This is a genomic window from Nocardioides sp. NPDC087217 (assembly GCF_044744805.1).
Lineage (GTDB): Bacteria > Actinomycetota > Actinomycetes > Propionibacteriales > Nocardioidaceae > Nocardioides.
Genome location: NZ_JBIUZB010000002.1, coordinates 1,260,703 through 1,286,935, shown reverse-complemented (window position 1 = coordinate 1,286,935; position 26,233 = coordinate 1,260,703). Strand labels below are relative to the sequence as shown.

Below are 26,233 nucleotides of genomic sequence, written 5' to 3'. Positions count from 1 at the left end.
CGCTCAGGTCAGCGTGCGGACGAACGTCACCGGCATCGAGGTCGGGTAGCGGTAGGAGAGCGAGTCGGTGTTGCGCTCGACCTGGTCGGCCGGCACCGCGAGGGAGACCTCGGGGAGACGCTCCAGGACGGTGCGTACGGCCGCTTGGACGATGATCGTGCCCGGCCGCTGGGCGGGGCAGGAGTGGGGCCCTGCACTCCACGACATGTGGGCGCGGTTGCCGATCTCCAGCCACGGGTCGCCGCCGGTCATCAGCGGGTCCACGTTGGCGGCCGCGATGCACGGCACCACGGCATCGCCCTTACGGATCAGCTGACCGCCGAGCTCGACGTCGCGCAGCGCGAACCGCGGGGTGATGTTGTAGCAGGGTGGGTCGCGCCACATGACCTCCTCGATCGCCTGGTCGACGTCGAGGCGGCCGCCGCGCAGCCGGCCGGCGAAACGCTCGTCGGAGAGCATCAGCAGCAGGGTCTGGGTGATGGTCGCGATGGTCAGCTCGTTGCCGGCGATGATCATCACGATCATCGCCTCCATGACCTCGTTGTCGTCCCACAGGCCGGGGTCGTCGATCAGGTGCGAGGTGAGGTCGTCCTGGGGCTCCCTGCGGCGCTTGGCGATGTGGTCGACGATCTCCACGGCCAGCTCGATGACGCCCTCCTGGGCGAGCTGGCCGCCACCGAGGACCTTGTGGGCGGCCTTGCGCATCGAGTCGCCGACCTCGTGGCCCATGCCGAACATCGCGGCGACCGACAGCAGCGGGATCAGCACGGCGTAGTCCTGGACCAGATCGGCCTCGCCGCGCTCGAGCATGTCGTCGACGAGGTCGTTGCAGATGCTGCGTACCTTCGCGGCGTAGCCGTGCTCGTCGACCCGCGAGAGCGCCCGGTCGACCGGCGAGCGCAGCCGCCGACGGAGCTCGCCGTCGTTGTGGAAGGAGTTCTGCCGAGTGGTCACGAAGGGATAGATCGGCATGTCCGGCAGGATCTTGCCCTCCTGCACCGCGCTCCAGTTGTCGCCGTTGCGGGAGAAGACGTCCTCGTTGCGGATGACCTCGCTGAACTCGGCATAGCCCATCGCGAACCAGAGGCGTACGCCGGGGGAGAGCTCGCCGGGGGCGACCGGGCCCCACTCGGCCCGGAGCCGTTGGTGCACCTCTCTCGCCCGAGGCCCGACGGTCTCGGGCGCCTGGACGAGGTCGGTGAGGTCGGCGAGACGTACGGTGCGGGTGGGAGTCATCGCGAGGAGTGCCTGTCGGTCGTGGATCGGGGGTCAGTGCGTCTTCAGGGCGTGGCGCACGAGCGCGGCGAGCGCTCGGACGCAGGCGTTGCGGTTCTTGGCGTTGCACACCACGATCGGGGTCTCGTCGTCGAGATCGAGCGCCGTGCGGATCTGGTCGGGCTCGTAGTTCGGCGCGCCCGGGAACTGGTTGATCGCTACCACGAAGGGCAGGGACGTACGCGTCTCGAGCTGGTCCAGGACCTCGAAGGAGTCCTCCAGCCGGCGGGTGTCGACCAGGACGAGGGCACCGGCGGCGCCCTCGGCGAGGCCCGACCACAGGTCCCAGAAGCGGCGCTGCCCCGGGGTGCCGAACAGGTAGAGCGCGATCTCGTCGGTCAGCGTGATCCGGCCGAAGTCCATCGCGACCGTGGTCGTCGTCTTCTCCGGGGTCGCCGCGACCTCGTCGATCCCCTCGCTGGCCTGGGTGATCGTCTCCTCGGTGCGCAGCGGCTCGATCTCGCTGACGGAGCCGATCAGTGTGGTCTTGCCGACTCCGAAGGAGCCGACCACCAGGATCTTGACCGACTCGACGACCGTGGGCGCCAGATAGTGGTTGCCGCCAGGGGTGGGCTCAGAGGTGGTTGAGAGCATGCAGGACCTTCTGGAGGGTTTCGCGGGAGGGGCCGGCGGCGGCGTCGCTGTCGGGACGTACGCCGATCAGGCCGGCGTCGATCATGTCCGAGGCGATCACCGCCAGGACGCTGACCGGCTGGCCGAGATGGACTGCCATCTCGGCCATGGAGATCACGCCGAGGCACTGGGAGAGGACCTCGCGCTCCTGACGGCCCACCGACGAGTCCGTGGCCGCCGGGCTGGTGTGGCCGATCAGGAGCGTCGCCGGCGTCAGCCGATGGGTCGGCCGGGCACGACCACCCGTCCGGACGTAGGACCGGATCGGGTGGTCGACGTAGTCGTCAGAAGCGTCGGGCATCGGGTCGGGTCGGCTCAGATCGAACGTCTCGGGGTGCTCATCGCGCGCTCCCCGAGCATCAGGACGGTCGCCTGCATCTGCTGGGCGACCAGCGCCGGGTCGATGCTCATCTCGGTGACGACCGCGAGGCGGGAGCCGTCGCCGGCGCCGCGGATGAACAGGAAGCCGCCGTTGAACTCGACCATCACCTGACGGGGGTGGGCGTCGGCGCCGAACTGGCGGCTGATCCCGTGACCGAGCGAGGTCAGGCCGGCACACGCCGCGGCCAGCTTGTCGGCCTCCTCACGCGGGGTGTGGCTCGTGCGGACCCGGACGAGCCCGTCGGCGGAGAGGACCACGACATGACGTACGCCGCGTACTCCCGCGACCAGCTCCAGCATCCAGCTGTTCTCATCGGTCATGGTTCCTCCAGTGGTTCTCGGATGCGGAATCGGTCTCCGCGGCGGTGCTGCCGCCTTCGGGGTCGACGGCCTGGTGGGGGATGGTCGTGCCGGCCGCGGGTGTGGCCGGGGTGCTGAGGAAGCTGCTCATCCAGGCGCCCGCCTGCTCGGCGGTCGGCTCGGGGCGCGCCGGGACGGGTTGGCTCGCCGCGATCTGCTGTCCGGTCGCGAAGCGCTGGCCGCGCTTCGATCGGCGCTGCGGTAGGCCGTCGGAGGTGAACAGCGACGGCTCGCGCTGCTCGCTCTGCTCGCGGTCCGGGACGGGATCGGGGGCGTTCGGGGTGCTGTGGACGGGCCAGGCCGGCGGCGGGGTCGTCGACGGGGACGGGGCCTTCGGCGCCTTCGACAGGAGCGCGGCGGGAACGGGGGTCGAGGTCGGCGTACGCGGCGCGACCGGCTCGAGCGCGGCCGGGCTCAGCGGGGTGGTCATCGCCTCGGGGACGAGCACAGCGACCCGCAGGCCGCCGTGGACGGACTCGGTCAGGTCGACGCGGAAGCCGTGGCGGCGTACGTAGGTGCCGACCACCGCCAGTCCGGTCTGCGGGATCTCGCCGAGGTCGTGCAGGCGAACCTGTCGGGTGCCCGAGGCGATCTCACGCATCCAGGCCAGGTTGGTCTCGTCCATGCCGACGCCCGCGTCGTCGATCTCGAGGGCCGCGCCGCGGCGTACGGAACGGATCGTGACCAGCACCTCCGTCGCCGGCGGCGACGACTGTGTCGCATTGGCGAGGAGTTCGGCCACGAGGTGGATCAGCGGCTCGACGTACGCACCCTGGACCGCGACCGGCGGGTCACCCTCCACCCGGACCCGGCGGTAGGCCGTGATCCTGCCGGCCGCGCCGCGTACGACGTCGGCGATCGCGAGCGGGTCGCGCCAGTGCTGTCCGGGCTGCTCCCCGCACAGCGTGGCGATGCTCTGCGCCAGCCGCGCCTGCTGCGCCGCCGCGTGGTCGACCCGCATCCCCGCCTCGAGCACGTCCGGCTCGGCCGGGAACTTCGCCACCATCCGCGTCGACTCCTCCTGGATCCGGTGCGCCGACGCCTGCACCTTGCGAGACAGCGACAGCACCGCCACCCGCATCCCGGCCTCCCCACCCCTCCACGCCGGTCCGGCCGAATCCGCACTTGTGGGGACCGAGTCCGCACTTTCGGCGATCGAGTCCTCACTTGTGGGCGCCGAGACTGCCGTCTCGGCGCCCGAATCTGCCGATTCGATCGCAGCAACGGCGGACTCGTCGTCCACTTCTGCAGACTCGGCCGCCGCTTCTACGGATTCGGCAGGGGTGGTGTCGTAGGCCATCGCGGTGAGCCACAGGGTGAGGGCGACGACGGGTACGCCGGCGAGGATCCACGGCCAGAACCACTGGTCACCGGAGGCGGTGACGAAGATGACGGGGGAGAGCGCGACGAAGAGGAGGATCGCGGTACTGCAGAACCATGGACCGGCTCGATGGAGTCGGACCAGGAGTGGTCGGGTCATGTCAGGGCACCTGGTGTGGGGGTGAGCAGTCAGGGCATGAACCCGCGGGTTCAGGGCAGTCTGGACGAATCCTGATCCAGCCCCCGGAGACCGGCGCACACACGCGCTCCACTTCATACCACCAACAGAGCGCTTGGTCACCTACCCCGGGTGATTTTGACCATATTTCGACGAACCATCCCGAGGCGGCCGAACGTCGCCGGGCGAACTAGGGTGACGGGGTGTCACAAATGGGTCCAGGCTTCGGTGCGAGCGGCGGGGCGATGGGCGGCGGCGGAATCATGCGCAACCTACGTGCCGACCGGACGGTTCTCCAGCGCGGGTTGCCGAAGGGCACGCTGAAGCGCGTCATCTCCTACGCCGGGCCTCACCGGGCTCTGATCAGCGCGTTCCTGGTGTTCACGGTCTTCGACGCCGCGCTCGTGGTGGTGACCCCGCTGCTGACCCAGCGCCTCATCGACGACGGTGTGCTCGAGAAGAACGTCTCGCTGGTGGTCTGGCTGGCCGCGGCGATGGCGTTGGTGGCCGTCATCGACATGTGCTTCGGGATCGTCTCGGGCTGGCTCTCGACCCGCATCGGCGAGGGACTCATCTTCGACCTGCGCACCCAGGTCTTCGGCCACGTCCAACGCCAGTCGCTGGCCTTCTTCACCCGGGCACAGACCGGCGCGCTGGTCAGCCGCCTGAACACCGACGTGCTCGGTGCGCAACGGGCCTTCACCTCGACCCTGTCCAACAGCGTCTCCAACCTGATCTCGCTGGTCGTCGTCGGCGCGGCGATGCTGGTGCTGTCGTGGCAGGTGACGCTGATGTGCGTCGCGCTCTTCCCGATCCTGTTCCTGACCTCGCGCTGGGTCGGCCGGCGGCTGGCCGGCCTGACCCGCGAGCAGATGGACGGCAACGCGGCGCTGGCGACGACGATGACCGAGCGGTTCAACGTCGGTGGGGCCCTGCTGCTCAAGCTCTTCGGCCGCCGCGAGGAGGAGGATGCCGCGTTCGCGCAGCGAGCCGACGTCGTACGCCGTCTGGGCATCCGGATCGCGCTGCTGACCCGCCTGTTCGGGGCGACCATGCAGGTGGTCCCGGCACTGGCGACCGCGCTGGTCTACGGCGTCGGCGGCTGGATGGTGATCCAGGGCGACGTCACCCTCGGCACCCTGACCGCACTCGGTCTGCTGCTGGTGAGGCTGCTGGGGCCGCTGCAGGCGCTCTCCAACGTACGCATCGACGTGATGACCGCGCTGGTCAGCTTCGACCGCGTCTTCGAGGTCCTCGACCTGCCTTCGCTGATCAAGGAGAAGCCGGACGCGGTCGAGGTGCCGGCGGACGCCGCGTCGGTGCGGTTCCGCCATGTCGCCTTCACCTACCCGGGCGCCGACGAGGTCTCGCTCGCCTCCCTCGAGACGATCGCGCGCCCGGAGAGCCGGGAGGTGCGCGAGGTCCTGACCGACATCGACTTCGTGGCCGAACCGGGCGAGATGGTCGCCCTGGTCGGACCGTCCGGCGCCGGGAAGTCGACGATCACCCACCTGATCGCCCGGCTCTACGACGTACGCTCCGGGGCGGTCGAGGTCGGCGGCCTCGACGTGCGCGACGTGACCCTGGAGTCGCTCGAGGCCGCGGTCGGCTACGTGACCCAGGACGCCCACATGTTCCACGACTCCGTGCGCGGCAACCTGCTCTACGCCCGCCCCGGCGCCTCCGACGGCGACGTCTGGGCCGCCCTGGAGGCCGCCCAGGTCGCCAACGTCATCAAGGGCCTCCCGGACGGCCTCGACACCGTCGTCGGCGACCGCGGCTACCGCCTCTCCGGCGGCGAGCGCCAGCGGCTCGCGATCGCCCGGCTGCTGCTGAAGGCGCCCCACATCGTCGTGCTCGACGAGGCCACCGCCCACCTCGACTCCGAGTCCGAGGCCGCGGTGCAGACCGCTCTGGACGCCGCGCTGGAGGGACGTACGTCCATCGTGATCGCCCACCGGCTCTCCACCATCCGCGCCGCCGACCGCATCCTGGTCGTCGAGGCCGGACGGGTCGTGGAGTCCGGCACCCACGACTCGCTGCTCGCCGCGGGCGGGCTCTACGCGGAGCTCTACGAGACGCAGTTCCGCCGGTAGGCGGTCAGCTCTTCCCGCTGCGTTCCTTCTCGTACGCCGCCTGGTAGGCCGCCTTCACGGCCCGCTTCTGGGCGAGCTTGGCGGCCTTCTTGCGGGTGCGCTCGTCGGCCGGCTCGTCGCTGTCGGCGGTGTCATCGTCTTGTGCAGGGGCGTCCTGGCGCTGGGTGCGCCGCTCGTCGTACATCAGGTAGAAGAAGCCGGCGATCGCGAGGACGCCGAAGAACCACCACTGCAGTCCGTAGAAGAAGTGGGGGCCGTTGTCGAGCTCGGGCAGGTCGGCCTGGCGCAGCTGGGTGGCGGGCTCGGGGGACTCGCTGTCGAGGTGGAGCCAGCCGGTCAGGAGCGGCTCGTCGACCACCTTCGCGACCTGGGTCGAGGAGAGTGCGCGGGTGGCGTGGTAGCCGTCGACCTGGGCGACGTCGGTGGAGTCACCGGTTCCGTCGGCGCGGACCCAGCCGGTGATCGTGACCTCACCCGACGGCGGCGCCGGGAGGTCCTCGAACTCGTCCTGCGACTCGGTCTGCAGCCAGCCGCGGTCGACGAGCACGGCGCTGCCGTCGGCGAGCACCAGCGGGACGACGATGTCGACACCCTTCGCGTCGTCGGGGGTGCGGTAGCGCCAGATGATCGTGTCGTCGACCGCGTACGTCCCGGTCGCGGTCACCCGCCGCCACTCGTCCTTCTCGGCGACCTTCTGGCCCGGGGCCAGTACGTCGGAGACAGGCGCGGGCTCGGCGTGCTCGTTGACGCGGACGATCTGGTTGCTGGCCTTGCGGTCCTCGAGACGGTCGAACTGCCACTGGCCCAGCCACCAGGTCCCGTAGGCCAGGATCAGCACGAACACCGTGAAACCGGCCCAGCGTCGGCTGAGCAGGAAACGGAACGAACTCACCCTACGAGACTAACTGGCATGCGGTCCTCACTCACGATCCGGGTCGAGCCTGCCTAGACTGGTGTGATGACGACCTCCCCGACAGATCAGACCCAGCAGAGGCTCGTCGACCGGTTCGGCCGGGTCGCGACAGATCTGCGGGTCTCTCTGACCGACCGCTGCAACCTGCGGTGCACCTACTGCATGCCGGCGGAGGGGCTCGACTGGCTGCCCGGCGACGAGGTGCTCACCGACGACGAGGTGGTGCGGCTGATCGGCGTGGCCACGGGTCAGCTCGGCGTACGCGAGGTGCGGTTCACCGGTGGTGAGCCGCTGGTGCGGCGCGGGCTGGTCTCGATCGTCGCGCGCACCCGCGAGGTCGCCCCCGAGGCGGAGCTCTCCATCACCACGAACGCGCTGGGCCTGGCCAAGATGGCCGGGTCCCTCGCCGAGGCCGGGCTCGACCGGGTCAACGTGTCGCTGGACTCGATCCGGCCGGAGATCTTCGCTGAGATCACCCGGCGCGACCGGCTGGCCGACGTGGTCGCCGGGCTGGAGGCCGCGGCCGACGCCGGTCTGGGACCGATCAAGATCAACGCGGTTCTGCTGCGCGGAGTCAACGACGACCAGGCTGCCGAGCTGCTCGGCTGGTCGGTCGAGCGTGGCTACGAGCTGCGGTTCATCGAGCAGATGCCTCTCGACGCCCAGCACGGGTGGTCGCGCGACAAGATGGTGACCGCCGACGAGACTCTGGCTGCCCTGTCGGCGGCCTTCGACCTGACGCCCGCGGAGGAACCCCGCGGCAGCGCGCCCGCCGAGCTCTTCTACGTCGACGGTGGCCCGGCCAAGGTCGGCATCATCGCCTCCGTCACCCGCCCCTTCTGCGGCGACTGCGACCGGGTGCGCCTCACCGCCGACGGGCAGGTGCGCGACTGCCTGTTCGCGCGCTCCGAGTCGGACCTGCGTACGCCGCTTCGTGCCGGCGCCTCCGACGACGATCTCGCCGCCCGGTGGGTCACCGCCATGGCTGGCAAGCGCGCCGGCCACGGCATCGACGACCTCGGCTTCCTCCAGCCCGACCGCCCGATGAGTGCCATCGGCGGCTAGCCCCCTCCGCCGAGACCGTCGAAGCGGCGGCCGAATCTGTAGTTGTGGGCGTCGAAAGTCGACTTTCGACGCCCACAACTCACTTCTCGGCGACTGGGTGTCCGACGCGGTCGAGGGCGTCGAGGACGAGGTCCCAATAGCCGTCGACGTCGAGGGTGATCGCGACCTGGGCGTTGGGCGGCTCGTCGAGGCGGCCGTGCAGGTCGACGACGGTGGCGCCGCGGGTCCAGCGGCCCGCGGTCTCGGCCGCCACGAACGACTTGTGCCAGGTGATCAGGCCGGGGTCGATGAGGGCCGCGATGGTGCAGGGGTCGTGGACCGGGGGAGCGGCGAAGTCGAAGATGTCGGAGTAGGTGCCGCCGAAGAAGCCCATCAGGTCGGCGCACGCCCGGCCCACCGGATGATCCATGGCCCGCATCCGCGCGACGACCTCGGCAGTGGCCAGCGCCTGATGGGACAGGTTGAGCCCGACCATCCGGATCGGCAGGCCGCTGGTGAGGACGAGGTCGAGCGCCTCGGGGTCGGCGTAGGCGTTGAACTCGGCGGCCGGCGTGGTGTTGCCGCGCTCGGTCGAGCCGCCCATGAACACGATCTCCGCTATGTGAGGACCGACCTCAGGATGGTCGCGCAGCAGCTCCGCCACGTTGGTGATCGGTCCGGTCGCGACCACGGTGACCGGTTCCGGGGCGGCCAGGAGGGACGTACGCAGGAACTCGACCGCGCCCACCGCGACGGGCGCAGCGAGCGGTTCGGGAAGGTCGGGTCCGTCGATCCCGGTCGCGCCGTGGATGAAGTCGCCGATGTGGATCTCGCCGGCCAGCGGCCCGGCAGCACCGGTGGCGACCGGGACATCGGGCCGGTGCGCCAGCGCCAGGATCCGCTGGGCGTTGTAGGTCGCCTTCTCCACCCGGCAGTTGCCGAAGGTGGTGGTGATGCCGAGCAGGTCGATGTGCGGGCTGCCGAGGGCCAGCAGGATCGCGATGGCGTCGTCGTGGCCGGGGTCGCAGTCGAGGAGCACAGGGATCGGGTTCATCGCACGACCTCTCCGGGGGAAACGGCTAGTGAGGGACGACGTCCTTGAGGAATCCGCGCGCTCCCAGAAAGTCGCTGAGCGACTCCTTGTGCGTCTCGCACGCGAGCCAGATCTTACGCCGATCGGCCGTGTGGATCTTGGGATTGTTCCACTGCAGCTCCCACGAACCGGAGTCCTGGCAGCCCTTGGCCGAGCACAGGTCGGAGTCGAGCGCGCCCATCACTGCTCACCCTTCTCACGGAGCTGCTGCTCGCGCCCGCTGGTGAGCTGGCGCGGGCCGTAGGGCGAGTCCATCAGGTTCATCTCGTCGCTCTTGGTGTTGGCCGCGTTGGCCATGACGACCGCGACGTAGGGCAGGATCAGCGCCCCCGCGATCAGGATCGGCCACAGCCAGCCGATGCCGGCCAGACCGGCGATCACGGCACCGATGAAGCACAGCGAGCGGATCGACATCGAGATGGCGTAGCGCTTCTGACGGATCGCGATGTCCTCGGCGCGGCTACGCCCGGCGGTGGTGATCCTGATCGGTTGCGCCTTGGACATACCGCCAGTCTAGGTCGTGGCCGATGGCAATCGGTCAATGGTGTGGTCCCAACAGGGGCGCTCCGAAGGACTTTGGATGGTTCTCACAAGCAAATCCAAGACATTGGTCGTACGCCGAAGTAATCGCTACCGTCGCGCCTGTGACTGACAGTGAAAACCCCACAACGCCACCCCGCTCGGTGCTCGTCACCGGCGGCAGCCGTGGCATCGGCCGGGCGATCGCCGAGGCGTTCCTCGCCAACGGCGACCACGTCGCCGTGACCTCCCGCAAGGGCGGGGCCCCGGAAGGCGCCTTGGACCTGGTGTGTGACATCACCGACCCGGCCGCCGTCGAGGAGGCGTACGCCGCAGCCGAGGCCGCCCACGGACCCGTCGAGGTCCTCGTCGCCAACGCCGGGATCACGAAGGACACCCTCGTGCTCCGGATGTCCGAGGAGGACTTCACCTCCGTGATCGACACCAACCTGACCGCGTCCTTCCGGCTCGCCAAGCGTGCCTCGAAGGGCATGCTGCGGCTGCGCCGCGGGCGGATCATCTTCATCTCCTCGGTCGTCGGGCTGATGGGCAACCCCGGCCAGGTCAACTACGCGGCGTCCAAGGCCGGGCTGGTCGGCATGGCCCGCTCGCTCGCGCGCGAGCTCGGCTCGCGGGGCATCACCGCCAACGTCGTCGCGCCTGGGTTCGTGGAGACCGAGATGACCGCGGTCCTCACCGATGAGCAGCAGAAGGCGATCACGGACCGGGTGCCGTTGGGGCGCTATGCGTCACCGGACGAGGTGGCCTCGGCCGTGACGTGGTTGGCTGATGCGGGTTATGTGACCGGGGCCGTGATCCCGGTCGACGGCGGACTTGGAATGGGGCACTGATCATGGGTTTGTTGGACGGCAAGACTGTTCTCGTCGCGGGGGTCACGATGGACTCCTCGATCGGCTTCGCGGTAGCCAAGGTGGCCCAGGAGCAGGGCGCCCGCGTCCTGATCTCCAACTTCGGCCGCGCGCTGTCGATCACCAAGCGGATCGCGAAGCGGCTCCCCGAGGAGCCGCCGGTGCTCGACCTCGACGTGACCAACCAGGAGCACCTCGACGGCCTCGCCGACGTGCTCCGGGCCGAGGGTGTCGAGCGGCTCGACGGGGTCGTGCACTCGATCGCGTACGGCAACCCCGAGACGCTCCTGGGCGGCAAGTTCCTCGACGGCCCTTGGGACGACGTCTCCCAGGCGGTCCAGGTCAGCGCCTACTCGCTGAAGTCGCTCGCGATGGCGACCAAGCCGCTGTTGGCTCCCGGCTCCTCGATCGTGGGGCTGACCTTCGACGCGACGATCGCCTGGCCTGCGTACGACTGGATGGGTGTCGCCAAGGCGGCGCTCGAGTCGACCTCGCGCTACCTCGCCCGCGATCTCGGTCCTGAGGGGATCCGCTGCAACCTCGTCTCCGCGGGGCCGCTCAAGACCCTCGCCGCCAAGGCGATCCCGGGCTTCGAGGAGCTCGACGAGGGCTGGGGCACCCGGGCGCCGCTGGGTTGGGACAACACCGACCAGGGCCCGACCGCGAAGGCCGTCTGCGCGCTGATCTCGGACTTCTTCCCGGCGACCACCGGCGAGATCATCCATGTCGACGGGGGCTATCACTCGCTGGGTGCGTGAGGTCATAGGGTTGCCGCATGCGGACCCTTGTCATCATGCGGCACGCCAAGGCGGAGTCGTCGGCACCCACCGACTACGAGCGTCAGCTGACCGAGCGCGGCCATGCCGACGCGGTCGCAGCGGGGGAGTGGTTGGCCGAGCAGGGCGTGGTCCCCGACTACGTGCTGGTCTCGGCGGCCGACCGCGCCACCCAGACCTGGGAGGACGTCGCGCTCGGTGCGTCGTGGGACCTGACGCTGGCCGAGTACGACCAAGGTCTGTACGCCGCCGGCACCTCCACCGCCCTCGACCTCGTCCGCGGCATCGATGACGGCATCTCGACGGTCGTGGTGATCGGTCACAACCCGACCGTGTTCTCGCTCGTGCAGCTCCTCGATGACGGCGAGGGCGACGACGAGGCCGGCAACGAGCTCGCCCTCGGCTTCCCGACATCCGCCGTCGCCGTACTCGCCTACGACGGCGACTGGTCCGAGCTCGACGAGGCCGAGGCCTCCGTCACCGCCTTCCACGTCGCTCGCGCCTGACGTCCCGCCGAGTCGGCGCGTCTTGACGGGCCGACTCGGCGGGATTTCAGGTCAGGATGGGCCGACTCGGCGGGGGCGGGTCAGATGAGCGGCGGGGCGGGGGTGACGATGCCGGCTTCGGCGTCGGCGGCCTCGATCTCCTCGCGGGAGATGCCGAGGAGATACATGATCGTGTCGAGGTAGGGGACGTTGATCGCGGTCCCGGCGGCCGAACGCACCGCGGGCTTGGCGTTGTAAGCGATGCCGAGGCCGGCGGCGGCCAGCATGTCGAGGTCGTTGGCGCCGTCGCCGATGGCGACGGTGGCGGCCTCGGGGATGCCGATCTCGGCGGCGAACTCGCGGAGCGCGCGAGCCTTGCCGGCTCGGTCGACTACCTCGCCGACCACCTCGCCGGTGAGTACGCCGTCGACGATCTCGAGCTCGTTGGCGCGGGCGTAGTGGATGCCGAGGTCGGCCGCCAACCGGTCGGTGATCTGCGAGAACCCGCCCGAGACGATGGCGAAGCGGTAGCCGAGGCGGCGCAGGGTGCGGACCATCGTCCGCGCTCCTGGGTTGAGCTGCAGCCCGGCGTACACCTCGTCCAACGCGGTCGCGGGGACGCCCTTGAGGTACTTCACCCGGCCGCGGAGCGACTCCTCGAAGTCGAGCTCGCCGCGCATGGCCGCCTCGGTGACCGAGGCGACCTCCTTCTCGTAGCCCGCGTGGGCGGCGATCATCTCGATCACCTCGCCGTCGATCAGCGTCGAGTCGACGTCCATGACGATCAGGCGCATGCCGCGGCGGACGAGGTTGGCGGGCTGCACGGCGATGTCGACGCCCTGGGCGGCGGCCTCGGCCGCCAGCGTGACCCGCAGCTCGTCGGGAGAGGCGCCGGAGACGTGCAGGTCGAAGGCGGTGACCGGGTAGCGGGCCAGCCGGATGATCCGGTCGATGTTGCCGCCGGCAGAGGCGATCGTCCGCGTCACAGATGCGAGTGCGGCCGCCTTCAGCGGGAGACCCAGCACCGTCACCCGGGCGCGGTCAGCAGGCTCCCGCGGGGTGTCGCCGACGCCCTCCTCGATCTCGACGGTCATGTCGAGAGCGTGGGCGGTCTCCTCGATCGCGTGCTTGAGCGCGTCGGTGCTCGCCGCGTCAGCCGGCGCGGTCACCAGGAGCCCGAGCACGAGCCGCGCCCGCAGCACGATCTGCTCCAGGTCGACCACGTCGACCCCCGCCAACGCGAGCGTCGCCAGGGTGGCCGAGGTCAGCCCGGGACGGTCGTTTCCGGCGAGGGTGATCAGCAGGGTGTCGGGACGGCGCTCGAGCGCGTCGAATTCCTCGGTCATCTCTGCAAACGATAGTGGAGCCGGCGGCCGCGTCTCAGTTCGGCGGCCACACCTCGGGCGATCCGGCCGCGGTGAGCGCCCTTCGCGCGGCGCGGTCGAGGCCGACCAGGGCCTCCCGCCGCCGCAGCATCTCCGAGGCGGACACGGCGCCGCCCTCGTCCTCGAGCGCCACCGCGACGATCTCCCGGGCCTGTACGCCCCGGGCGGCAAGCTCCACGCACCGCGACGGCACCCCGGGAGCCCCGGCCAGCGAAGGCCGGTGGCGGAGGTTCATCAGCCGGTCGGCGACCTCGGGCCGCCACCGCGCGACGTCGAGCTCGGCGAGCGCCGTCGCCGACTCGGTCAGCGCGAGCCGGAGGGCACGGTCGGCCTCGCCGACGTCGGGGAGCTGACGCCGCTGTGCCGGATACGCCTGCCACTCGACGACCGCGCCGACCCGGACCGGCACGAGCCCGATCCCGGCGTCGCTCACCACCGCCTCGCCGGCCTCCATCGCGGCCGTGTTGAAGGCCCGGGGCCCGCCCAGCCCGACCGGGTCGCCCTCGGCCGGGAAAGCGACCCCGACACAGGTCGCCCCCTCCGTACGCAGCCGTCCCATCCCGCTCACGAAGGTGTCCGCGACCCCCTCGGTGCCACCGAGCCCGAGCGCGGCCAGCCCGCTGACGGTATGGGTCGCATCGGGCCCGATCACCGCATCGAGCACCAGGTCGGTGACCGCCTCACCGCGCAGCCACGCCGTCACCCACCAGGCCAGGCGCAGGGCCTCGGGCGTGGTCTCCAGCGCATCGGATTCGTCGACACTCACGGGCGCCTACCCTAACCCCGAGCCGGGCAACCCCTGCCGATAGATTTGCCGCCATGGCAGCCGTGCTGGAGTTCACCGACGTCACCGTACGCCGCGGGGGCAACGCCCTTCTCGACTCTGTGAGCTGGGTGGTCGAAGAGGATGAACGCTGGGTGATCCTGGGCCACAACGGCGCCGGCAAGACCACGCTTCTCCAGGCCGCTGCGGCCCAGCTCCACCCGACGTCGGGTGTAGTGAAGATCCTCGGCGAGCAGATCGGCCGCATCGACGTCTTCGAGCTGCGCCCGCGCATCGGCCTCACCTCCGCCGCGCTGGCCGACCGGATCCCGCGCCACGAGCTCGTCCGCGATGTCGTGGTGAGCGCCTCCTACGGCGTGGTCGGGCGCTGGCGCGAGCACTACGACGACCTCGACCACGACCGCGCCCAGGCGCTGCTGATCGAGGTCGGCATCAAGCACCTCGGCGAGCGGATGTTCGGCACCCTGTCCGAGGGCGAGCGCAAGCGCGTCCAGCTGGCCCGTGCGCTGATGGTCGACCCCGAGATGCTGCTCCTGGACGAGCCCGCCGCCGGGCTGGACCTGGGCGGCCGCGAGGACCTCGTCTCGACGCTGTCGACGCTCGCCTACGATCCCGACAGCCCGGCGACCGTGCTCGTCTCCCACCACGTCGAGGAGATCCCGCCCGGCTTCAGCCATGTCCTGATGATGCGCTCCGGCCGGATCACCGCCCAGGGGCTCATCGAGGACACGCTGACCTCGGCCAACCTCTCCAAGACCTTCGGTATGCCGCTCGAGCTCGAGGCGAGCGATGGCCGTTTCTGGGCCAAGCGTCGCGCCCGCCACACCCGGTAGGCCTAACGTTAAGAAGTCGGTACCCAAACCTCCCCACAACGCGTGGCCCGTCTGGATAGGGTGACGCCCATGGACTGGCAGGACTGGGACTGGGCGATCTGGACAGCACTCGGAGCGCTGCTCGTCGTCGGAGAGCTCTTCAGCCTCGACCTGATCCTGCTGATGCTCGCCACCGGCGCCTTCGCGGGCGCGTTGACCGGCGCGTTCACCGACAGCTTCGTGATCCAGGCGATCGTCGCGCTGGCGGTCTCGGTCTCCATGCTCGCGGTCGTACGCCCGGGGTTGGCCAGGCGGCTCCACAACGGCCCGGAGATCCAGATCGGCGCGCAGAAGCTGATCGGGGTCCAGGCCATCTCGCCCGTCGAGATCAGTGCCCACAAGCCGGGGCAGCTCAAGCTCGCGGGCGAGCTCTGGACCGCTCAGCCCTATGACGAGACGCTCGTGATCGCGGCCGGCACGCCGGTCGAGGTGCTCGAGATCAGAGGAGCGACGGCGTACGTCCATCCTCTTCCGGAGCTCGGGACTCCGTAGTTTCCGGGCAACCTGACGCAACACGAATAGACAAGGACTGATTGGCAATGGGTGGCATCATCCTGGCCCTTCTGGTCATCTTGGCGGTGCTGGTGATCACCACGCTGGCCAAGACGATCAAGATCATCCCGCAGGCGCGGGTCGGCATCGTGGAGCGCTTCGGCAAGTTCCAGTCGAAGCGTGACCCCGGCCTGAACGCGGTGATCCCGTTCGTCGACAAGGTGCGCTACATGATCGACATGCGTGAGCAGGTCGTCGCGTTCGCACCGCAGCCGGTGATCACGGAGGACAACCTGACCGTCTCGATCGACACGGTCATCTACTTCCAGGTCAACGACCCGGTGGCGGCGACGTACGAGATCGCCAACTACATCCAGGCCGTCGAGCAGCTCACCATGACCACCCTGCGCAACATCGTCGGTGGCATGACCCTGGAGGAGACGCTGACCAGCCGCGAGCAGATCAACTCCGGTCTCTCGATCGTCCTGGACGAGGCCACCGGCCGCTGGGGCATCAAGGTCAAGCGCGTCGAGATCAAGTCGATCGACCCGCCCATGTCCATCAAGGACGCGATGGAGAAGCAGATGCGCGCCGACCGTGACAAGCGCGCCGCGATCCTCACCGCCGAGGGTCAGCGTCAGTCCGCGATCCTCTCGGCGGAGGGAAACAAGCAGTCCGCCATCCTGAACGCTGAGGGTCAGCGCGAGTCGCAGATCCTCGCGGCGCAGGCCGACCGTGAGGCCGCGATCCTGCGCGCCCAGGGTGAGGGCCAGGCCATCCAGACGGTCTTCCAGGCGATCCACGACGGCCGCCCCGACCAGTCGCTGCTGGCCTACCAGTACCTCCAGATGATGCCGAAGATCGCCGAGGGCGACGCCAACAAGGTGTGGATCATCCCGAGCGAGATCGGCGCTGCGCTCGAAGGCCTCGGCTCGACGATGAACAGTCTCAAGGGCATCCCGGACGAGGTCGAGGGCCCGGTCAAGCGCGTCGACATGGGTTCGGCAGAGCCGAAGCTCGACCGTGAGCAGTCCTCCGCGGCCGCGGCCGTCGAGGAGGCTCTCGCCGAGGCCAAGCAGGCCGAGGCGCCCAACCGGCCTCAGGCTCCGCAGCCTCCTGCAGAGCCGACCGTCTAAGTGGATCCACTTCAGTCCGCCCTCATCCTGCTCGCCGGGGTGGGGGCGGGCACCATCAATGCTGCCGTCGGCTCCGGGACGCTGATCACGTTCCCGACGCTGCTGGCCTTCGGCGTACCTCCGGTCGTCGCCAACGTGTCCAACACGATCGGCCTGGTGCCGGGCTCGCTGGCCGGCGCCTGGGGCTACCGTCGCGAGCTCGCCGGGCAGCGCGGCCGGATCCTGCGGCTGGGGGCTGCGGCACTCATCGGCGGCGCGGTCGGCGGGATCCTGCTGCTGGTGCTGCCGCCGGGTGCGTTCGAGGCGATCGTCCCCGTGCTGATCGGGCTCGGTGTGGTTCTGGTGATCACCGGCCCGCGCATCTCGCGGTGGGTCGCCAGACGGCACGGCGACCTTCCCGATGATGGCAGCGAACGCTGGTGGGTCTGGCCGGCGATCGCGATGCTCGGCGTCTACGGCGGCTACTTCGGGGCCGCTCAGGGTGTGCTGATGATCGCGATCATCGGCATCGGGGTCGCCGAGTCGCTGCAGCGTCTCAACGGGCTCAAGAACGTGCTGGTCGCCATCACCAACGGCATCTCCGGGCTCATCTTCGCCCTCGTGGCCGACGTCGACTGGACGATCGCGGTCCTGATCGCCGTCGGCGCGACGATCGGTGGTCTCCTGGGTGCCAGGATCGGCCGCCGGCTGCCGCCCAACGTGCTCCGCGGTGTGATCGTCGTGGTCGGCATCACCGCACTGGTCGCCTTCCTGCTGGGCTGAGTCTGCTGGGATGGAGCCATGGAGCTCTACGAGGCGATGCGGACCACCCATGCCGTACGCGACTTCACCGACGACCCGCTACCCGACGAGATCCTCGCCCGGATCCTCGACAACGCCCGGTTCGCCCCCTCCGGCGGCAACCGGCAGGGCGGCCACGTCGTGGTCGTACGCAGGCAGGAGACCCGTGAGCGTCTGGTCGAGCTGACCGCGACGGGTGCCCGCAGGTACATGGCGCAGCAGAAGGCGGGAGAGATGCCGTGGAACACGGTGCACCCGACGGCGGTGACCGACGAGCAGATCGCCGCGACCCGGGTCCCGCATGGGATGACCGAGCCGCTGCGTACGGCTCCGGTGGTGCTCGTCTTCCTCGTCGACCTCGGCGCGGTCGCCTCCCTCGACTCCGAGCTGGACCGGGTGGGTGTCATCTCCGGCGCCTCGGTCTATCCGCTGGTGTGGAACACCCTCCTCGCGGCGCGTAACGAGGGCTTCGGCGGGGTGATCACCACGATGGTGGTCGCCGAGGAGCCGGCGGTGCTCGAATTGCTCGGCGCTCCTGAGGGGTACGCCGTCGCCGCGGTCGTCCCGCTGGGCAAGCCGGTCAAGCAGCTCACCAGGCTGCGGCGGCTGCCGGTCGAGGAGTTCGTCACCCGGGAGACGTACGCCGGAACGCCCCTCACGAACGACTGATGGCGGGGTCCCGAAGGACCCCGCCATCAGGCTCAGACCGCGAGGATCAGGCCTTGTCGTCGGTCACGGCGGCCGGTGCCGGCGTGGCGCCGTTGTTGCTGTGGTCGTCCTCGACGACCGCGAGCGCGAAGTCGTCACCATGCTCGGTGACGCCGGTGATGACGGCCTGCTCGACCGCCTCCGCGGCGTACTGACCACGCACGATCAGCGGGTCATGGGCCAGGTCGCGCTGCAGCGAGACCGCCAGCCCGACCATGATCACCACGAACGGAAGTGCCGCCACGATCGTGATCGTCTGCAGACCTGACAACGCATCCGCACCACCGGCGATCAGGCCCAGGATGGCCACGACACCGGTCGCGACACCCCAGAAGACCACCGTCGGCCGGCTCGGCTCCTCGGCGCCACGCTCGGAGAGCGTGCCCATCACGATCGAGGCCGCGTCGGCTCCGGAGACGAAGAAGATCGCCACCAGCACCATGACCAGGATGCTCATCGCCGTGGCCAGCGGGAACTGGTCGAGCGTGGTGAACAGCTGCGACTCGACCCCGCCGAGACCGGCGATGTCGACGGTGCCGTCACGCTGCAGGTCGATGGCGGTGCCACCCATGATGCAGAACCAGATCACGCTGACGGCGCTCGGGACGAGGAGCACGCCGGCGACGAACTGCCGGATGGTGCGCCCACGCGAGATCCGCGCGATGAACATGCCGACGAACGGCGTCCAGGAGATCCACCAGGCCCAGTAGAAGACGGTCCAGGAACCGAGCCAGGCGGAGGTCTCCTCGCCGCCGACGCCGGTGCGGGCCGACATCTGGGCGAGGTCGCCGATGTAGGTGCCGAGCGAGGTCGGGATCAGGTCGAGGATGAAGACCGTCGGGCCGACCACGAACAGGAACAGCGCCAGGAGCAGGGCCAGCACCATGTTGATGTTGGAGAGCCACTGGATGCCCTTGGCCACACCCGAGACCGCCGAGATCACGAAGCAGACCGTCAGGATCGCGATGATCCCGATGAGGACGTTGTTGCCGACCTCGCCGAGCCCGGCCACGATCTGCAGGCCGCTCTCGATCTGGATCGCGCCCGTGCCGAGCGAGGTGGCGGAGCCGAACAGGGTCGCGAAGATCGCGAAGATGTCGATCGCCTTGCCTGCCGGACCCTCGACGGTCTTCTTTCCGAGCAGCGGCGTGAAGGCCGAGGAGATCAGGCTGACGCGGCCCTTGCGGTAGGCGCCGTAGCCGATCGCCAGACCCACGACCGCGTAGATCGCCCACGGGTGCAGCGTCCAGTGGAACATCGTGGTCGCCATCGCGTGCTGGATGGCCTCGGGGTTGCCCGCCTCGCCGGTGCCCGGCGGCGGGGTGACGAAGTGCGAGATCGGCTCGCTGACGCCGTAGAACATCAGACCGATGCCCATTCCGGCGCTGAACATCATCGCGATCCAGGAAGCCGTCTTGAACTCCGGCTTCTCGTCGTCACGGCCCAAGGGGATGTTGCCGTACTTACTGACGGCGAGCCAGATGATGTAGATGACGAAGCCGCTGGCGGTCAGGACGAAGACCCAGCCGGCCTTGTCCAGCACCCAGGCGAGGGCGTCGCCGGCGACCTTGCCCATGCCGTCGGTGTTGATGAAGCCCCAGGCCATGAACGCGATCGCGATGGCCGCGGCGATGCCAAAGACGACCCAGTCGATTCCCTTGCGTTGTTCCTGTTCGCTCGAGATCGGCAGGTCCAGCGCGGGGTGGGGAACGACTTCGCCCGTGGGGGATTTGATGAGACCAGAGGGGTTGTGATGGTCGGAATTTTTCGGACTGTCTGTCTTCTTCTCAGAAGTCACACTGTTGTCCTTCCGGTTGGGTTCGGGACCACAGCACCCTAACGCGCACTGTCTTTGCCTTCTGTTCACCGGGGTGGCGCGGCTGTCGATTGAAAGCGACTTCTGGATCGACTGTGTCGAGTGGGTTCGCGTGTTGTTCTCGCGCTGTGGTCCGACGTGCTGCACTGGTGCCTGAGCCTCACACCGTGGAAATATTGCGGCTCTACCGTTGATCTCATGCGCTACCGGCAGAGTCTCCACGGGCACGGCTTCGAGTTCGACGGTCTGGTGGAGGTGCTGGCGCGGGCGACGCCGCTGCGCTCCGGCGACGTCCTGGCCGGATGCGCCGCACGGTCCGACACCGAGCGGGTCGCGGCGCGGATGGTGCTCGCCGACCTTCCGCTGACCACCTTCCTCGAGGAGCAGGTGGTGCCGGCCGAGTCGGACGACGTCACTCGGCTGATCCTGGAGACCCACGACAAGGACGCGTTCGGGCAGGTCAGCGGCTTGACCGTGGGTGCCCTTCGGGAGTGGCTCCTCGGCGCCGCCGCGCGGCGTGACACGGCCGCGCTGACCGCCGTCGCGCCGGGGCTGACCCCCGAGATGGTCGCGGCGGTCTCCAAGATCATGCGCAACCAGGACCTGATCGCGGTCGCGGCGGCTACCGAGGTGGTGACCGGCTTCCGTACGACGATGGGCCTGCGGGGACGGCTGGCGACCCGGCTGCAGCCCAACCACCCGACAGACGATCCGGGGGCCATCGCGGCCTCGATCCTGGACGGCCTGCTCCTGGGATCCGGGGACGCGCTGATCGGGATCAACCCGGCCTCCGACAACCCGCGTACGGTCGCGGACCTGCTTCGGCTCGTCGATGACGTACGCCTTCGCTACGAGATCCCGACGCAGAGCTGCGTCCTGACCCACGTCACCACCACGATCGACCTGATCGAGGCGGGGCTGCCGGTCGACCTGCCGTTCCAGTCGATCGGCGGCACCCAGGGTGCCAACGAGGGCTTCGGGGTGACCCTGGCGATGCTCGCGGAGGCCGACGAGGCGGCCCGGTCGCTGGCACGCGGCACCGTGGGGACGGAGGTGATGTACTTCGAGACCGGCCAGGGCTCGGCACTCTCCACCGGTGCCCACCTCGGCAGCGGCGGCAGACCGGTCGACCAGCAGACCCTGGAGGCCAGGGCGTACGGGGTGGCGCGGGCGTTCAAGCCGTTCCTGGTCAACACGGTCGTCGGCTTCATCGGCCCCGAGTACCTGTACGACGGCAAGCAGATCATCCGCGCCGGGCTCGAGGACCACTTCTGCGGCAAGGTGCTGGGTGTGCCGATGGGCGTCGACGTCTGCTACACCAACCATGCCGAGGCCGACTCCGACGACATGGACAACCTGCTCACCCTGCTCGGCGTCGCCGGGTGCACGTACGTCATGGCTGTCCCGGGCGCCGACGACGTCATGCTCGGCTACCAGTCGACCTCCTTCCACGACGCCCTCTACGTCCGCCAGGTCCTCGGCAAACGCCCCGCGCCGGAGCTCGAGGAGTGGCTGGCCTCGACCGGCCTGCTCGACCCGGACGGTTCCGTACGCGACATCGACCCGGCCGCCACGGTGCTGAAGGAGCTGGCCCGGTGAGCGAGTTCTGGGAGCCGTTGCGCAAGGCCACGCCGGCGCGGATCGGCCTCGGCCGGGCCGGCAACTCGGTCCCGACCGCCGAGGTCCTCTCCTTCGGCGCCGCCCATGCCGCGGCTCGGGATGCGGTCCATCTCCCGCTCGACGTCGAGGCGCTGGTCGAGGCGCTCGACACCCTGGGACTGGGTACGCCGACGGTGGTCGCCTCCGCGGCACCGGACCGGGCCACCTACCTGACCCGGCCCGACCTCGGCCGGGTGCCGGGAACCGACCTGGAGCTCGGACCGGGTGAGGCCGAGATCGCGGTCGTCGTCGCCGACGGCCTCTCCGCCGAGGCGGTGGCGAAGCACGCGGTGCCGGTCCTGGAGCACCTGGTCCCGCTCCTCGACAGCGCCACGACCCTCGCCGCGCCGGTGGTCGCCACCCAGGCCCGGGTGGCCCTGGGCGACCACATCGGCCGGGCGGTGGGCGCGCGGCTGGTCCTGGTGCTGATCGGGGAGCGGCCGGGTCTCTCCTCCAGCGACTCGCTGGGCGCCTACCTCACCTGGGACCCACGGCCGGGCGTCCTCGACTCGGCCCGCAACTGCGTCTCCAACATCCGTCCACGCCACGGCCTGGATCATGCGACCGCCGCGCGCACCATCGCCAGCCTGGTCACCGGGGCGCGGGCGCTCGGCGCGACCGGGGTGGCGCTCAAGGACGGATCTTTCACAGCGCCGTTACCTGGCGCGACCACGACCGCCACGGACCGTTTCTAGCCTCAGACACATCCACCCCCACGGAATCCGGAGGCGTGCCATGTCCGAGGCACCTGAAACCGTCGAGCCGACCCAGCTCGACGACGAAGCACATCTCGCCCGTCTCGGCTACAAGCAGGAGCTGTCCCGCACCTGGTCGGGGTTCTCGAACTTCGCCATCTCGTTCTCGATCATCTCGATCCTGGCCGGGTGCTTCACCACGTTCGGCCAGGCTTGGAACAACGGCGGACCGGTGGCCATCTCGTGGGGCTGGCCGATCATCGCAGGCCTCATCCTGATCATCGGGTTCACCATGTCCGAGCTGGTCTCGGCGTACCCGACCTCGGGCGGCATCTACTGGTGGGCGGCCAAGCTCGGCGGCCCGGCGGCCGGCTTCTTCACCGGGTGGCTCAACCTGATCGGCCTGCTCGCGGTGACCGCGAGCGTCGCGTACGGCGCCGCCACCTTCCTCGACCTCACCCTCTCGACCCTGAGCGAGAGCTGGGCCGCGGGCTACTCCCTGGGCCGGGTCTACCTGATCTTCCTGGTCATCCTGGTGCTGGCCGCGCTCGCCAACATCTACTCCAGCCACCTGCTGGCAGTCATCAACAACATCTCGGTGTGGTGGCACGTCGCCGGTGCCGCGATCGTGGTGCTGGTGCTGGTCATCGTCCCGGACGACCACCAGAGCTTCGCCTATGTCTTCACCGAGCGGATCAACAACTCCGGCTATGCCGACGCGAAGTACTGGTTCCTGGTGCTCCCGCTCGGGTTCCTGCTGACGCAGTACACGATCACCGGGTTCGACGCCTCCGCCCACCTCTCCGAGGAGACCCAGGGCGCGGCCGACGGTGCCGCGAAGGGCATCTGGCGCTCGATCTTCTACTCCGCGGTCGGCGGGTACGTCTTGCTGCTGGCCTTCCTCTTCGCGGTCCAGGACCCGGAGGGCGTGAGCGCGGGCGGTGGCGCGGTCGACGTGATCTTCGGTCAGGCGCTGCCGGACTCCTGGCACTTCGTGGTGCTGCTGATCTCCACCGCCGGGCAGCTCTTCTGCGCCACCGCCTGTCTCACCAGCGCCTCCCGGATGACGTACGCCTTCGCCCGCGACGGGGCGGTGCCCGGCTCGTCGCTGTGGGCGAAGGTCAGCCCGACCAGGAAGGTCCCGGTGAACGCGGTGCTCCTGGTGGCGGTCGTCGGTGCGGTCATCACGCTTCCCGCGCTGTGGGGCGTCGGCGGCATCCCGCTGGCCTTCTACGCGATCACCTCGGTCGCGGTGATCGGCCTCTACCTCGCCTTCGCGATCCCGATCTTCCTGCGCTGGCGGGCCGGGGATGCCTTCGAGACCGGGCAGTGGACCCTCGGCAAGCACTACAAGTGGCTCAACCTGGTTGCCGTCGCCGAGATCGCGATCATCTCGGTCTACTTCGTCCTGCCGTTCGTGCCCTCCGGCTGGATCACCAGCGACGACTTCTCCTGGGCGTCGGTCAACTACGCGCCGATCCTCACCGTCGGCTCGCTGGTCCTCCTCGCGCTGTGGTGGCGGCTCTCGGCGCGCAGGTGGTTCAAGGGCCCGAAGACGACCCTCGACTCAACCGACTCAGACGCCGTACGCCGCTAGCCACCGCTCGATCTCGGCGTAGGCCTGCTTGCGGACCTCGGGGCGCGACAGGATCACGTCGTGCTTCGCCCCGGGGACCGCGATGTAGGTGACGTGGCTGCCGATGGCGGTCGACCAGCGGCGGATCTGGCGCACGTCGAGGACGATGTCGGTGGAGTGGACGAGCTCGCCCATCGCCTTCGGCTTGCTGGAGCGGTCGGAGGAGAGCACCAGCACCGGAGCCTTCACGTCCAGACCGCGGTGGAGCCGGGCGTGGCCGTCGCGGATCGCCTTGAGCCAGCCGAGCCGGATCGGGTAGGAGCCGACCGGCTTGAGGCCGAGGTCGAACTCCCACTCGCCGTCGTGCTCGACGTGGAGCGACATGGTGTAGAAGCCGCTGACGTCGCGGCCGAGCTCGCGCATCGGGGCCCGGTGGCCGACCCGGCGCACCACCGGGCTGGCGACCGAGCGCAGCAGGAACGAGCCCTGCAGGTCGAGCCACGGCGAGTTGAGGACCATCCCGGCCAGCGCGTCGGGCTGGCGGTCGTCGGCCCACAGCGAGACCGTGAGCCCGCCGGTGGAGTGGGCGCTGAGCATGATGTGCGAGTGGCCGTCGCGCTCGGTGATCCGCTCCCAAGCGGCGTCGATCTCGTCGAAGTACTCGGCCAGGTCACCGACGTACGTTCCCGACTGGTGCTCCCGCAGCGAGCGACCGTACTTGCGCAGGTCCAGGCCGTAGAAGTCGTAGCCGCGGGCGGTCCACCACTCGGCGTACTCCTTCTGGAAGAAGTAGTCGGAGAAGCCGTGGACGTAGAGGACGGCGCCCTTGGCGTCGCCGTCCGCCGGCCGCTTGACCAGCGTGGCCACGACCGTGCCCTCGAAGTCGTCCGCGAGGTCGATGGTCTCCACGGTGTAGGGCTCACCGAGTACGTCGATCGTCATGAACGCATCCTCTCACCAGGCCGCGCTGGATCACCAGAAGGTCGGCACCAGGCCCCAGCGTCCGTAGACGGTGGTCACGATCTCCTTCAGCCGCTCGGAGTCGGGGACCGCGTCGGGGTCGAGCGCGCGGATACCGAAGCTGCAGGTGTCCCCGACCTCGCACCACCACGACGTCACCCCGCCGCGCATCCGGCGCAGCCCGCCGCGGGTCGCGCCGAGCGCCAGGGCACGGAAGACGACCGACTCGGCGGCGACGCCGAACGGCGCCACGAAGTCGGGGTCGGGCCGGCCCAGGTTGGAGGCGAGACCGAGCGGCGTGACGACGTTCTTGAGCAGCGGCTTCGCGAGGCGGTCCGGGATCATCTGCGCCAGCGGCGCGATGTGGGCGATCGGGTCGGGGCGGGTGCCCTTGAAGAGCGCGGAGAACTCCCGCTTCGACCGCTCCCGGATGTGAGCCAGGTCGGTGACCCGGCCGACGCCGTCGCGCAGCTCGGTCTCGACCGCGATCGAGACACCCGAGGTGGCGTTGGAGCGCAGGTCGCCCTCGCCGCGCAGCGAGACGGGCAGCGACATCTTGACCGGCTCGCCGGGGCGTACGATCCCGGCCTCGAGGAGGACCTCGACCGAGATCGCGACCTGCAGCGCGTTGGCGGTGCCACCGGCCCGCTCCGCGGCCGCGTTCCAGTCCGTGACGGGGCAGTCTGCAGTGGCGTCGGCGACCTCGTGGACGACGTCGTCGTCGGGCTGCGGGGCCGGCACCGGCCGCTTCTCGGAGGACTGGGCCTCCAGCACGGGGAGCTTCCCGGCCCTCCGGGCTTCCCGGAGGCCGCGAACGGCGGCGCGTGCCATCGTGCGTGCGTCGCGCCGGTCGTCCCTGCGGGTGACCTCGGGCTCCGCCTCGGAGACCGGGAGCCGCGGCAGGCGCTGGCGGCGTACGGCCGCGATCACGGCGCCGAGCTTCATCCCGCCGTCGCAGACGATGTGGGAGGCGTTGTAGGCCACGACCGTGCCGCCGTCGGTGGTGTGGGCCATGAAGAACGCCCACAGCGGGCCCTTCACCGGGTCGAACGGCACCTCGTCGGCGGTGCTGTCGAGCCAGGCCACCACCTGGTCGGGCTTGATCCGGTCGGGGTGCAGGTGGACCGGCTCGGCGGTCGTCGCCGGCACCCAGCGGGAGCGCGCGCCGATGACCTTGGGGCGTACGACGAGGCGGTTGAGCGGGCCCTCGGCCAGCTCGTCGACCAGGTCCTGGACCGCCTCGATCGGGATCTCGGTGGGGAACCGCCAGGCGGTCTGGGCCACGACCGGGACGCCGATCACGGTCGCGGAGCGGAGGAAGACCTCGTCGTCGTACGTCAGCCGGTTGGTGCGCTCGGGAGCGAACGGTGCCGGGCGGGCGCCGAGGCTCGCGGGCGGCAGCGATGACAGCATCTCGGGCCGGGGCAC

Annotated in this window: 27 protein-coding genes; 13 read left to right on the top strand and 14 right to left on the bottom strand. The window is 69.8% G+C overall.

What is annotated here, in order from left to right:
- Positions 1–3 precede the first annotated feature (3 nt).
- Genes ACIO3S_RS13595 through ACIO3S_RS13575 form a run of 5 tightly spaced genes read right to left on the bottom strand, consistent with a single transcriptional unit; the run spans position 4 to position 4,129 of the window.
- Positions 4–1,236, bottom strand: coding sequence for a hypothetical protein (locus tag ACIO3S_RS13595; protein ID WP_400464204.1), 1,233 nt, complete (start codon positions 1,234–1,236; stop codon positions 4–6).
- 33 nt (positions 1,237–1,269) lie between these two features.
- Positions 1,270–1,791 (bottom strand): ATP/GTP-binding protein, encoded by a 522-nt coding sequence (locus ACIO3S_RS13590; RefSeq protein ID WP_378684983.1) that lies wholly within the window; start codon positions 1,789–1,791, stop codon positions 1,270–1,272.
- Between the two features lie 58 nt (positions 1,792–1,849).
- Positions 1,850–2,209, bottom strand: a complete 360-nt coding sequence (locus ACIO3S_RS13585) for a DUF742 domain-containing protein (RefSeq protein ID WP_160022663.1) — start codon at positions 2,207–2,209, stop codon at positions 1,850–1,852.
- 14 nt (positions 2,210–2,223) lie between these two features.
- A complete protein-coding gene (locus ACIO3S_RS13580) occupies positions 2,224–2,610 on the bottom strand; it encodes a roadblock/LC7 domain-containing protein (protein WP_160022665.1) in 387 nt (128 codons plus the stop codon).
- Positions 2,600–4,129 (bottom strand): ATP-binding protein, encoded by a 1,530-nt coding sequence (locus ACIO3S_RS13575; RefSeq protein WP_400464199.1) that lies wholly within the window; start codon positions 4,127–4,129, stop codon positions 2,600–2,602. Before ACIO3S_RS13575 ends, ACIO3S_RS13580 begins: the two co-directional genes overlap by 11 nt.
- 230 nt (positions 4,130–4,359) lie before the next feature.
- On the opposite strand from ACIO3S_RS13575, the gene ACIO3S_RS13570 reads away from it, so the two are divergent.
- Complete coding sequence (locus ACIO3S_RS13570; protein WP_400464196.1) at positions 4,360–6,243, top strand: ABC transporter ATP-binding protein; 1,884 nt, start codon at positions 4,360–4,362, stop codon at positions 6,241–6,243.
- A gap of 4 nt (positions 6,244–6,247) precedes the next feature.
- Here the strand turns inward: ACIO3S_RS13570 and ACIO3S_RS13565 are convergent, their stop codons facing one another.
- Positions 6,248–7,135 (bottom strand): SURF1 family protein, encoded by an 888-nt coding sequence (locus ACIO3S_RS13565; protein WP_400464193.1) that lies wholly within the window; start codon positions 7,133–7,135, stop codon positions 6,248–6,250.
- A gap of 66 nt (positions 7,136–7,201) precedes the next feature.
- Here ACIO3S_RS13565 and moaA point away from each other — a divergent pair, with 66 nt between their 5' ends.
- The gene (moaA, locus tag ACIO3S_RS13560) at positions 7,202–8,221 is read left to right on the top strand and encodes a GTP 3',8-cyclase MoaA (RefSeq protein ID WP_400464190.1); all 1,020 of its coding nucleotides are present in this window, start codon (positions 7,202–7,204) and stop codon (positions 8,219–8,221) included.
- Between the two features lie 79 nt (positions 8,222–8,300).
- On the opposite strand, the gene ACIO3S_RS13555 is transcribed toward moaA, so the two are convergent.
- Genes ACIO3S_RS13555 through ACIO3S_RS13545 form a run of 3 tightly spaced genes read right to left on the bottom strand, consistent with a single transcriptional unit; the run spans position 8,301 to position 9,797 of the window.
- Positions 8,301–9,254: a nucleoside hydrolase gene (locus tag ACIO3S_RS13555; protein WP_400464187.1), complete on the bottom strand. Its 954-nt coding sequence runs from the start codon at positions 9,252–9,254 to the stop codon at positions 8,301–8,303.
- Positions 9,255–9,279: 25 nt separating this feature from the next.
- Positions 9,280–9,474: an acetone carboxylase gene (locus ACIO3S_RS13550; RefSeq protein ID WP_355021354.1), complete on the bottom strand. Its 195-nt coding sequence runs from the start codon at positions 9,472–9,474 to the stop codon at positions 9,280–9,282.
- A complete protein-coding gene (locus ACIO3S_RS13545; RefSeq protein WP_400464184.1) occupies positions 9,474–9,797 on the bottom strand; it encodes a DUF3099 domain-containing protein in 324 nt (107 codons plus the stop codon). The genes ACIO3S_RS13550 and ACIO3S_RS13545 overlap by 1 nt, the downstream gene beginning before the upstream one ends.
- A 140-nt stretch (positions 9,798–9,937) precedes the next feature.
- Between ACIO3S_RS13545 and fabG the strand changes: the two genes are divergently transcribed.
- The 3 genes from fabG to ACIO3S_RS13530 are packed head-to-tail and all read left to right on the top strand — an operon-like array spanning position 9,938 to position 11,963.
- A complete protein-coding gene (fabG, locus tag ACIO3S_RS13540) occupies positions 9,938–10,663 on the top strand; it encodes a 3-oxoacyl-ACP reductase FabG (RefSeq protein WP_400464181.1) in 726 nt (241 codons plus the stop codon).
- Positions 10,664–10,665: 2 nt separating this feature from the next.
- Complete coding sequence (gene fabI / locus ACIO3S_RS13535) at positions 10,666–11,439, top strand: enoyl-ACP reductase FabI (RefSeq protein ID WP_400464178.1); 774 nt, start codon at positions 10,666–10,668, stop codon at positions 11,437–11,439.
- Positions 11,440–11,456: 17 nt separating this feature from the next.
- On the top strand, positions 11,457–11,963 hold the full coding sequence (locus ACIO3S_RS13530; protein WP_400464175.1) for a SixA phosphatase family protein: 507 nt from the start codon (positions 11,457–11,459) through the stop codon (positions 11,961–11,963).
- Between the two features lie 80 nt (positions 11,964–12,043).
- Here the strand turns inward: ACIO3S_RS13530 and serB are convergent, their stop codons facing one another.
- Together serB and ACIO3S_RS13520 are read right to left on the bottom strand one after the other, a co-directional pair.
- On the bottom strand, positions 12,044–13,288 hold the full coding sequence (gene serB / locus ACIO3S_RS13525) for a phosphoserine phosphatase SerB (protein ID WP_160022683.1): 1,245 nt from the start codon (positions 13,286–13,288) through the stop codon (positions 12,044–12,046).
- A gap of 34 nt (positions 13,289–13,322) precedes the next feature.
- Positions 13,323–14,093, bottom strand: coding sequence for a hypothetical protein (locus tag ACIO3S_RS13520; RefSeq protein WP_160022685.1), 771 nt, complete (start codon positions 14,091–14,093; stop codon positions 13,323–13,325).
- Between the two features lie 53 nt (positions 14,094–14,146).
- On the opposite strand from ACIO3S_RS13520, the gene ACIO3S_RS13515 reads away from it, so the two are divergent.
- The 5 genes from ACIO3S_RS13515 (at position 14,147) to ACIO3S_RS13495 (ending at position 18,060) form a co-directional block, all read left to right on the top strand.
- Positions 14,147–14,944 carry an ABC transporter ATP-binding protein gene (locus ACIO3S_RS13515; RefSeq protein WP_400464170.1) on the top strand — a complete coding sequence of 266 codons (798 nt, stop codon included), beginning with the start codon at positions 14,147–14,149 and terminating at the stop codon, positions 14,942–14,944.
- Positions 14,945–15,013: 69 nt separating this feature from the next.
- Positions 15,014–15,475 carry an NfeD family protein gene (locus tag ACIO3S_RS13510; protein ID WP_350840417.1) on the top strand — a complete coding sequence of 154 codons (462 nt, stop codon included), beginning with the start codon at positions 15,014–15,016 and terminating at the stop codon, positions 15,473–15,475.
- Positions 15,476–15,522: 47 nt separating this feature from the next.
- Positions 15,523–16,611, top strand: a complete 1,089-nt coding sequence (locus ACIO3S_RS13505) for an SPFH domain-containing protein (RefSeq protein WP_160022691.1) — start codon at positions 15,523–15,525, stop codon at positions 16,609–16,611.
- Positions 16,612–17,373: a sulfite exporter TauE/SafE family protein gene (locus tag ACIO3S_RS13500; RefSeq protein ID WP_400464165.1), complete on the top strand. Its 762-nt coding sequence runs from the start codon at positions 16,612–16,614 to the stop codon at positions 17,371–17,373. It abuts the gene before it with no gap.
- Positions 17,374–17,391: 18 nt separating this feature from the next.
- Positions 17,392–18,060, top strand: a complete 669-nt coding sequence (locus ACIO3S_RS13495) for a nitroreductase family protein (protein ID WP_400464162.1) — start codon at positions 17,392–17,394, stop codon at positions 18,058–18,060.
- Positions 18,061–18,106: 46 nt separating this feature from the next.
- On the opposite strand, the gene ACIO3S_RS13490 is transcribed toward ACIO3S_RS13495, so the two are convergent.
- On the bottom strand, positions 18,107–19,897 hold the full coding sequence (locus ACIO3S_RS13490) for a BCCT family transporter (RefSeq protein ID WP_350840411.1): 1,791 nt from the start codon (positions 19,895–19,897) through the stop codon (positions 18,107–18,109).
- A 216-nt stretch (positions 19,898–20,113) separates the two neighbouring features.
- On the opposite strand from ACIO3S_RS13490, the gene ACIO3S_RS13485 reads away from it, so the two are divergent.
- The 3 genes from ACIO3S_RS13485 to ACIO3S_RS13475 are packed head-to-tail and all read left to right on the top strand — an operon-like array spanning position 20,114 to position 23,866.
- Complete coding sequence (locus ACIO3S_RS13485; protein WP_400464159.1) at positions 20,114–21,514, top strand: ethanolamine ammonia-lyase subunit EutB; 1,401 nt, start codon at positions 20,114–20,116, stop codon at positions 21,512–21,514.
- Positions 21,511–22,269 (top strand): ethanolamine ammonia-lyase subunit EutC, encoded by a 759-nt coding sequence (gene eutC, locus ACIO3S_RS13480; protein WP_400464156.1) that lies wholly within the window; start codon positions 21,511–21,513, stop codon positions 22,267–22,269. Before ACIO3S_RS13485 ends, eutC begins: the two co-directional genes overlap by 4 nt.
- Positions 22,270–22,309: 40 nt before the next feature.
- A complete protein-coding gene (locus ACIO3S_RS13475; RefSeq protein ID WP_400464153.1) occupies positions 22,310–23,866 on the top strand; it encodes an amino acid permease in 1,557 nt (518 codons plus the stop codon).
- Here the strand turns inward: ACIO3S_RS13475 and ACIO3S_RS13470 are convergent.
- Positions 23,846–24,787, bottom strand: a complete 942-nt coding sequence (locus tag ACIO3S_RS13470) for an alpha/beta hydrolase (RefSeq protein WP_400464150.1) — start codon at positions 24,785–24,787, stop codon at positions 23,846–23,848. The two genes, ACIO3S_RS13475 and ACIO3S_RS13470, sit on opposite strands and share 21 nt — an antisense overlap.
- A gap of 30 nt (positions 24,788–24,817) precedes the next feature.
- The gene (locus ACIO3S_RS13465) at positions 24,818–26,233 is read right to left on the bottom strand and encodes a hypothetical protein (protein WP_400464147.1); all 1,416 of its coding nucleotides are present in this window, start codon (positions 26,231–26,233) and stop codon (positions 24,818–24,820) included.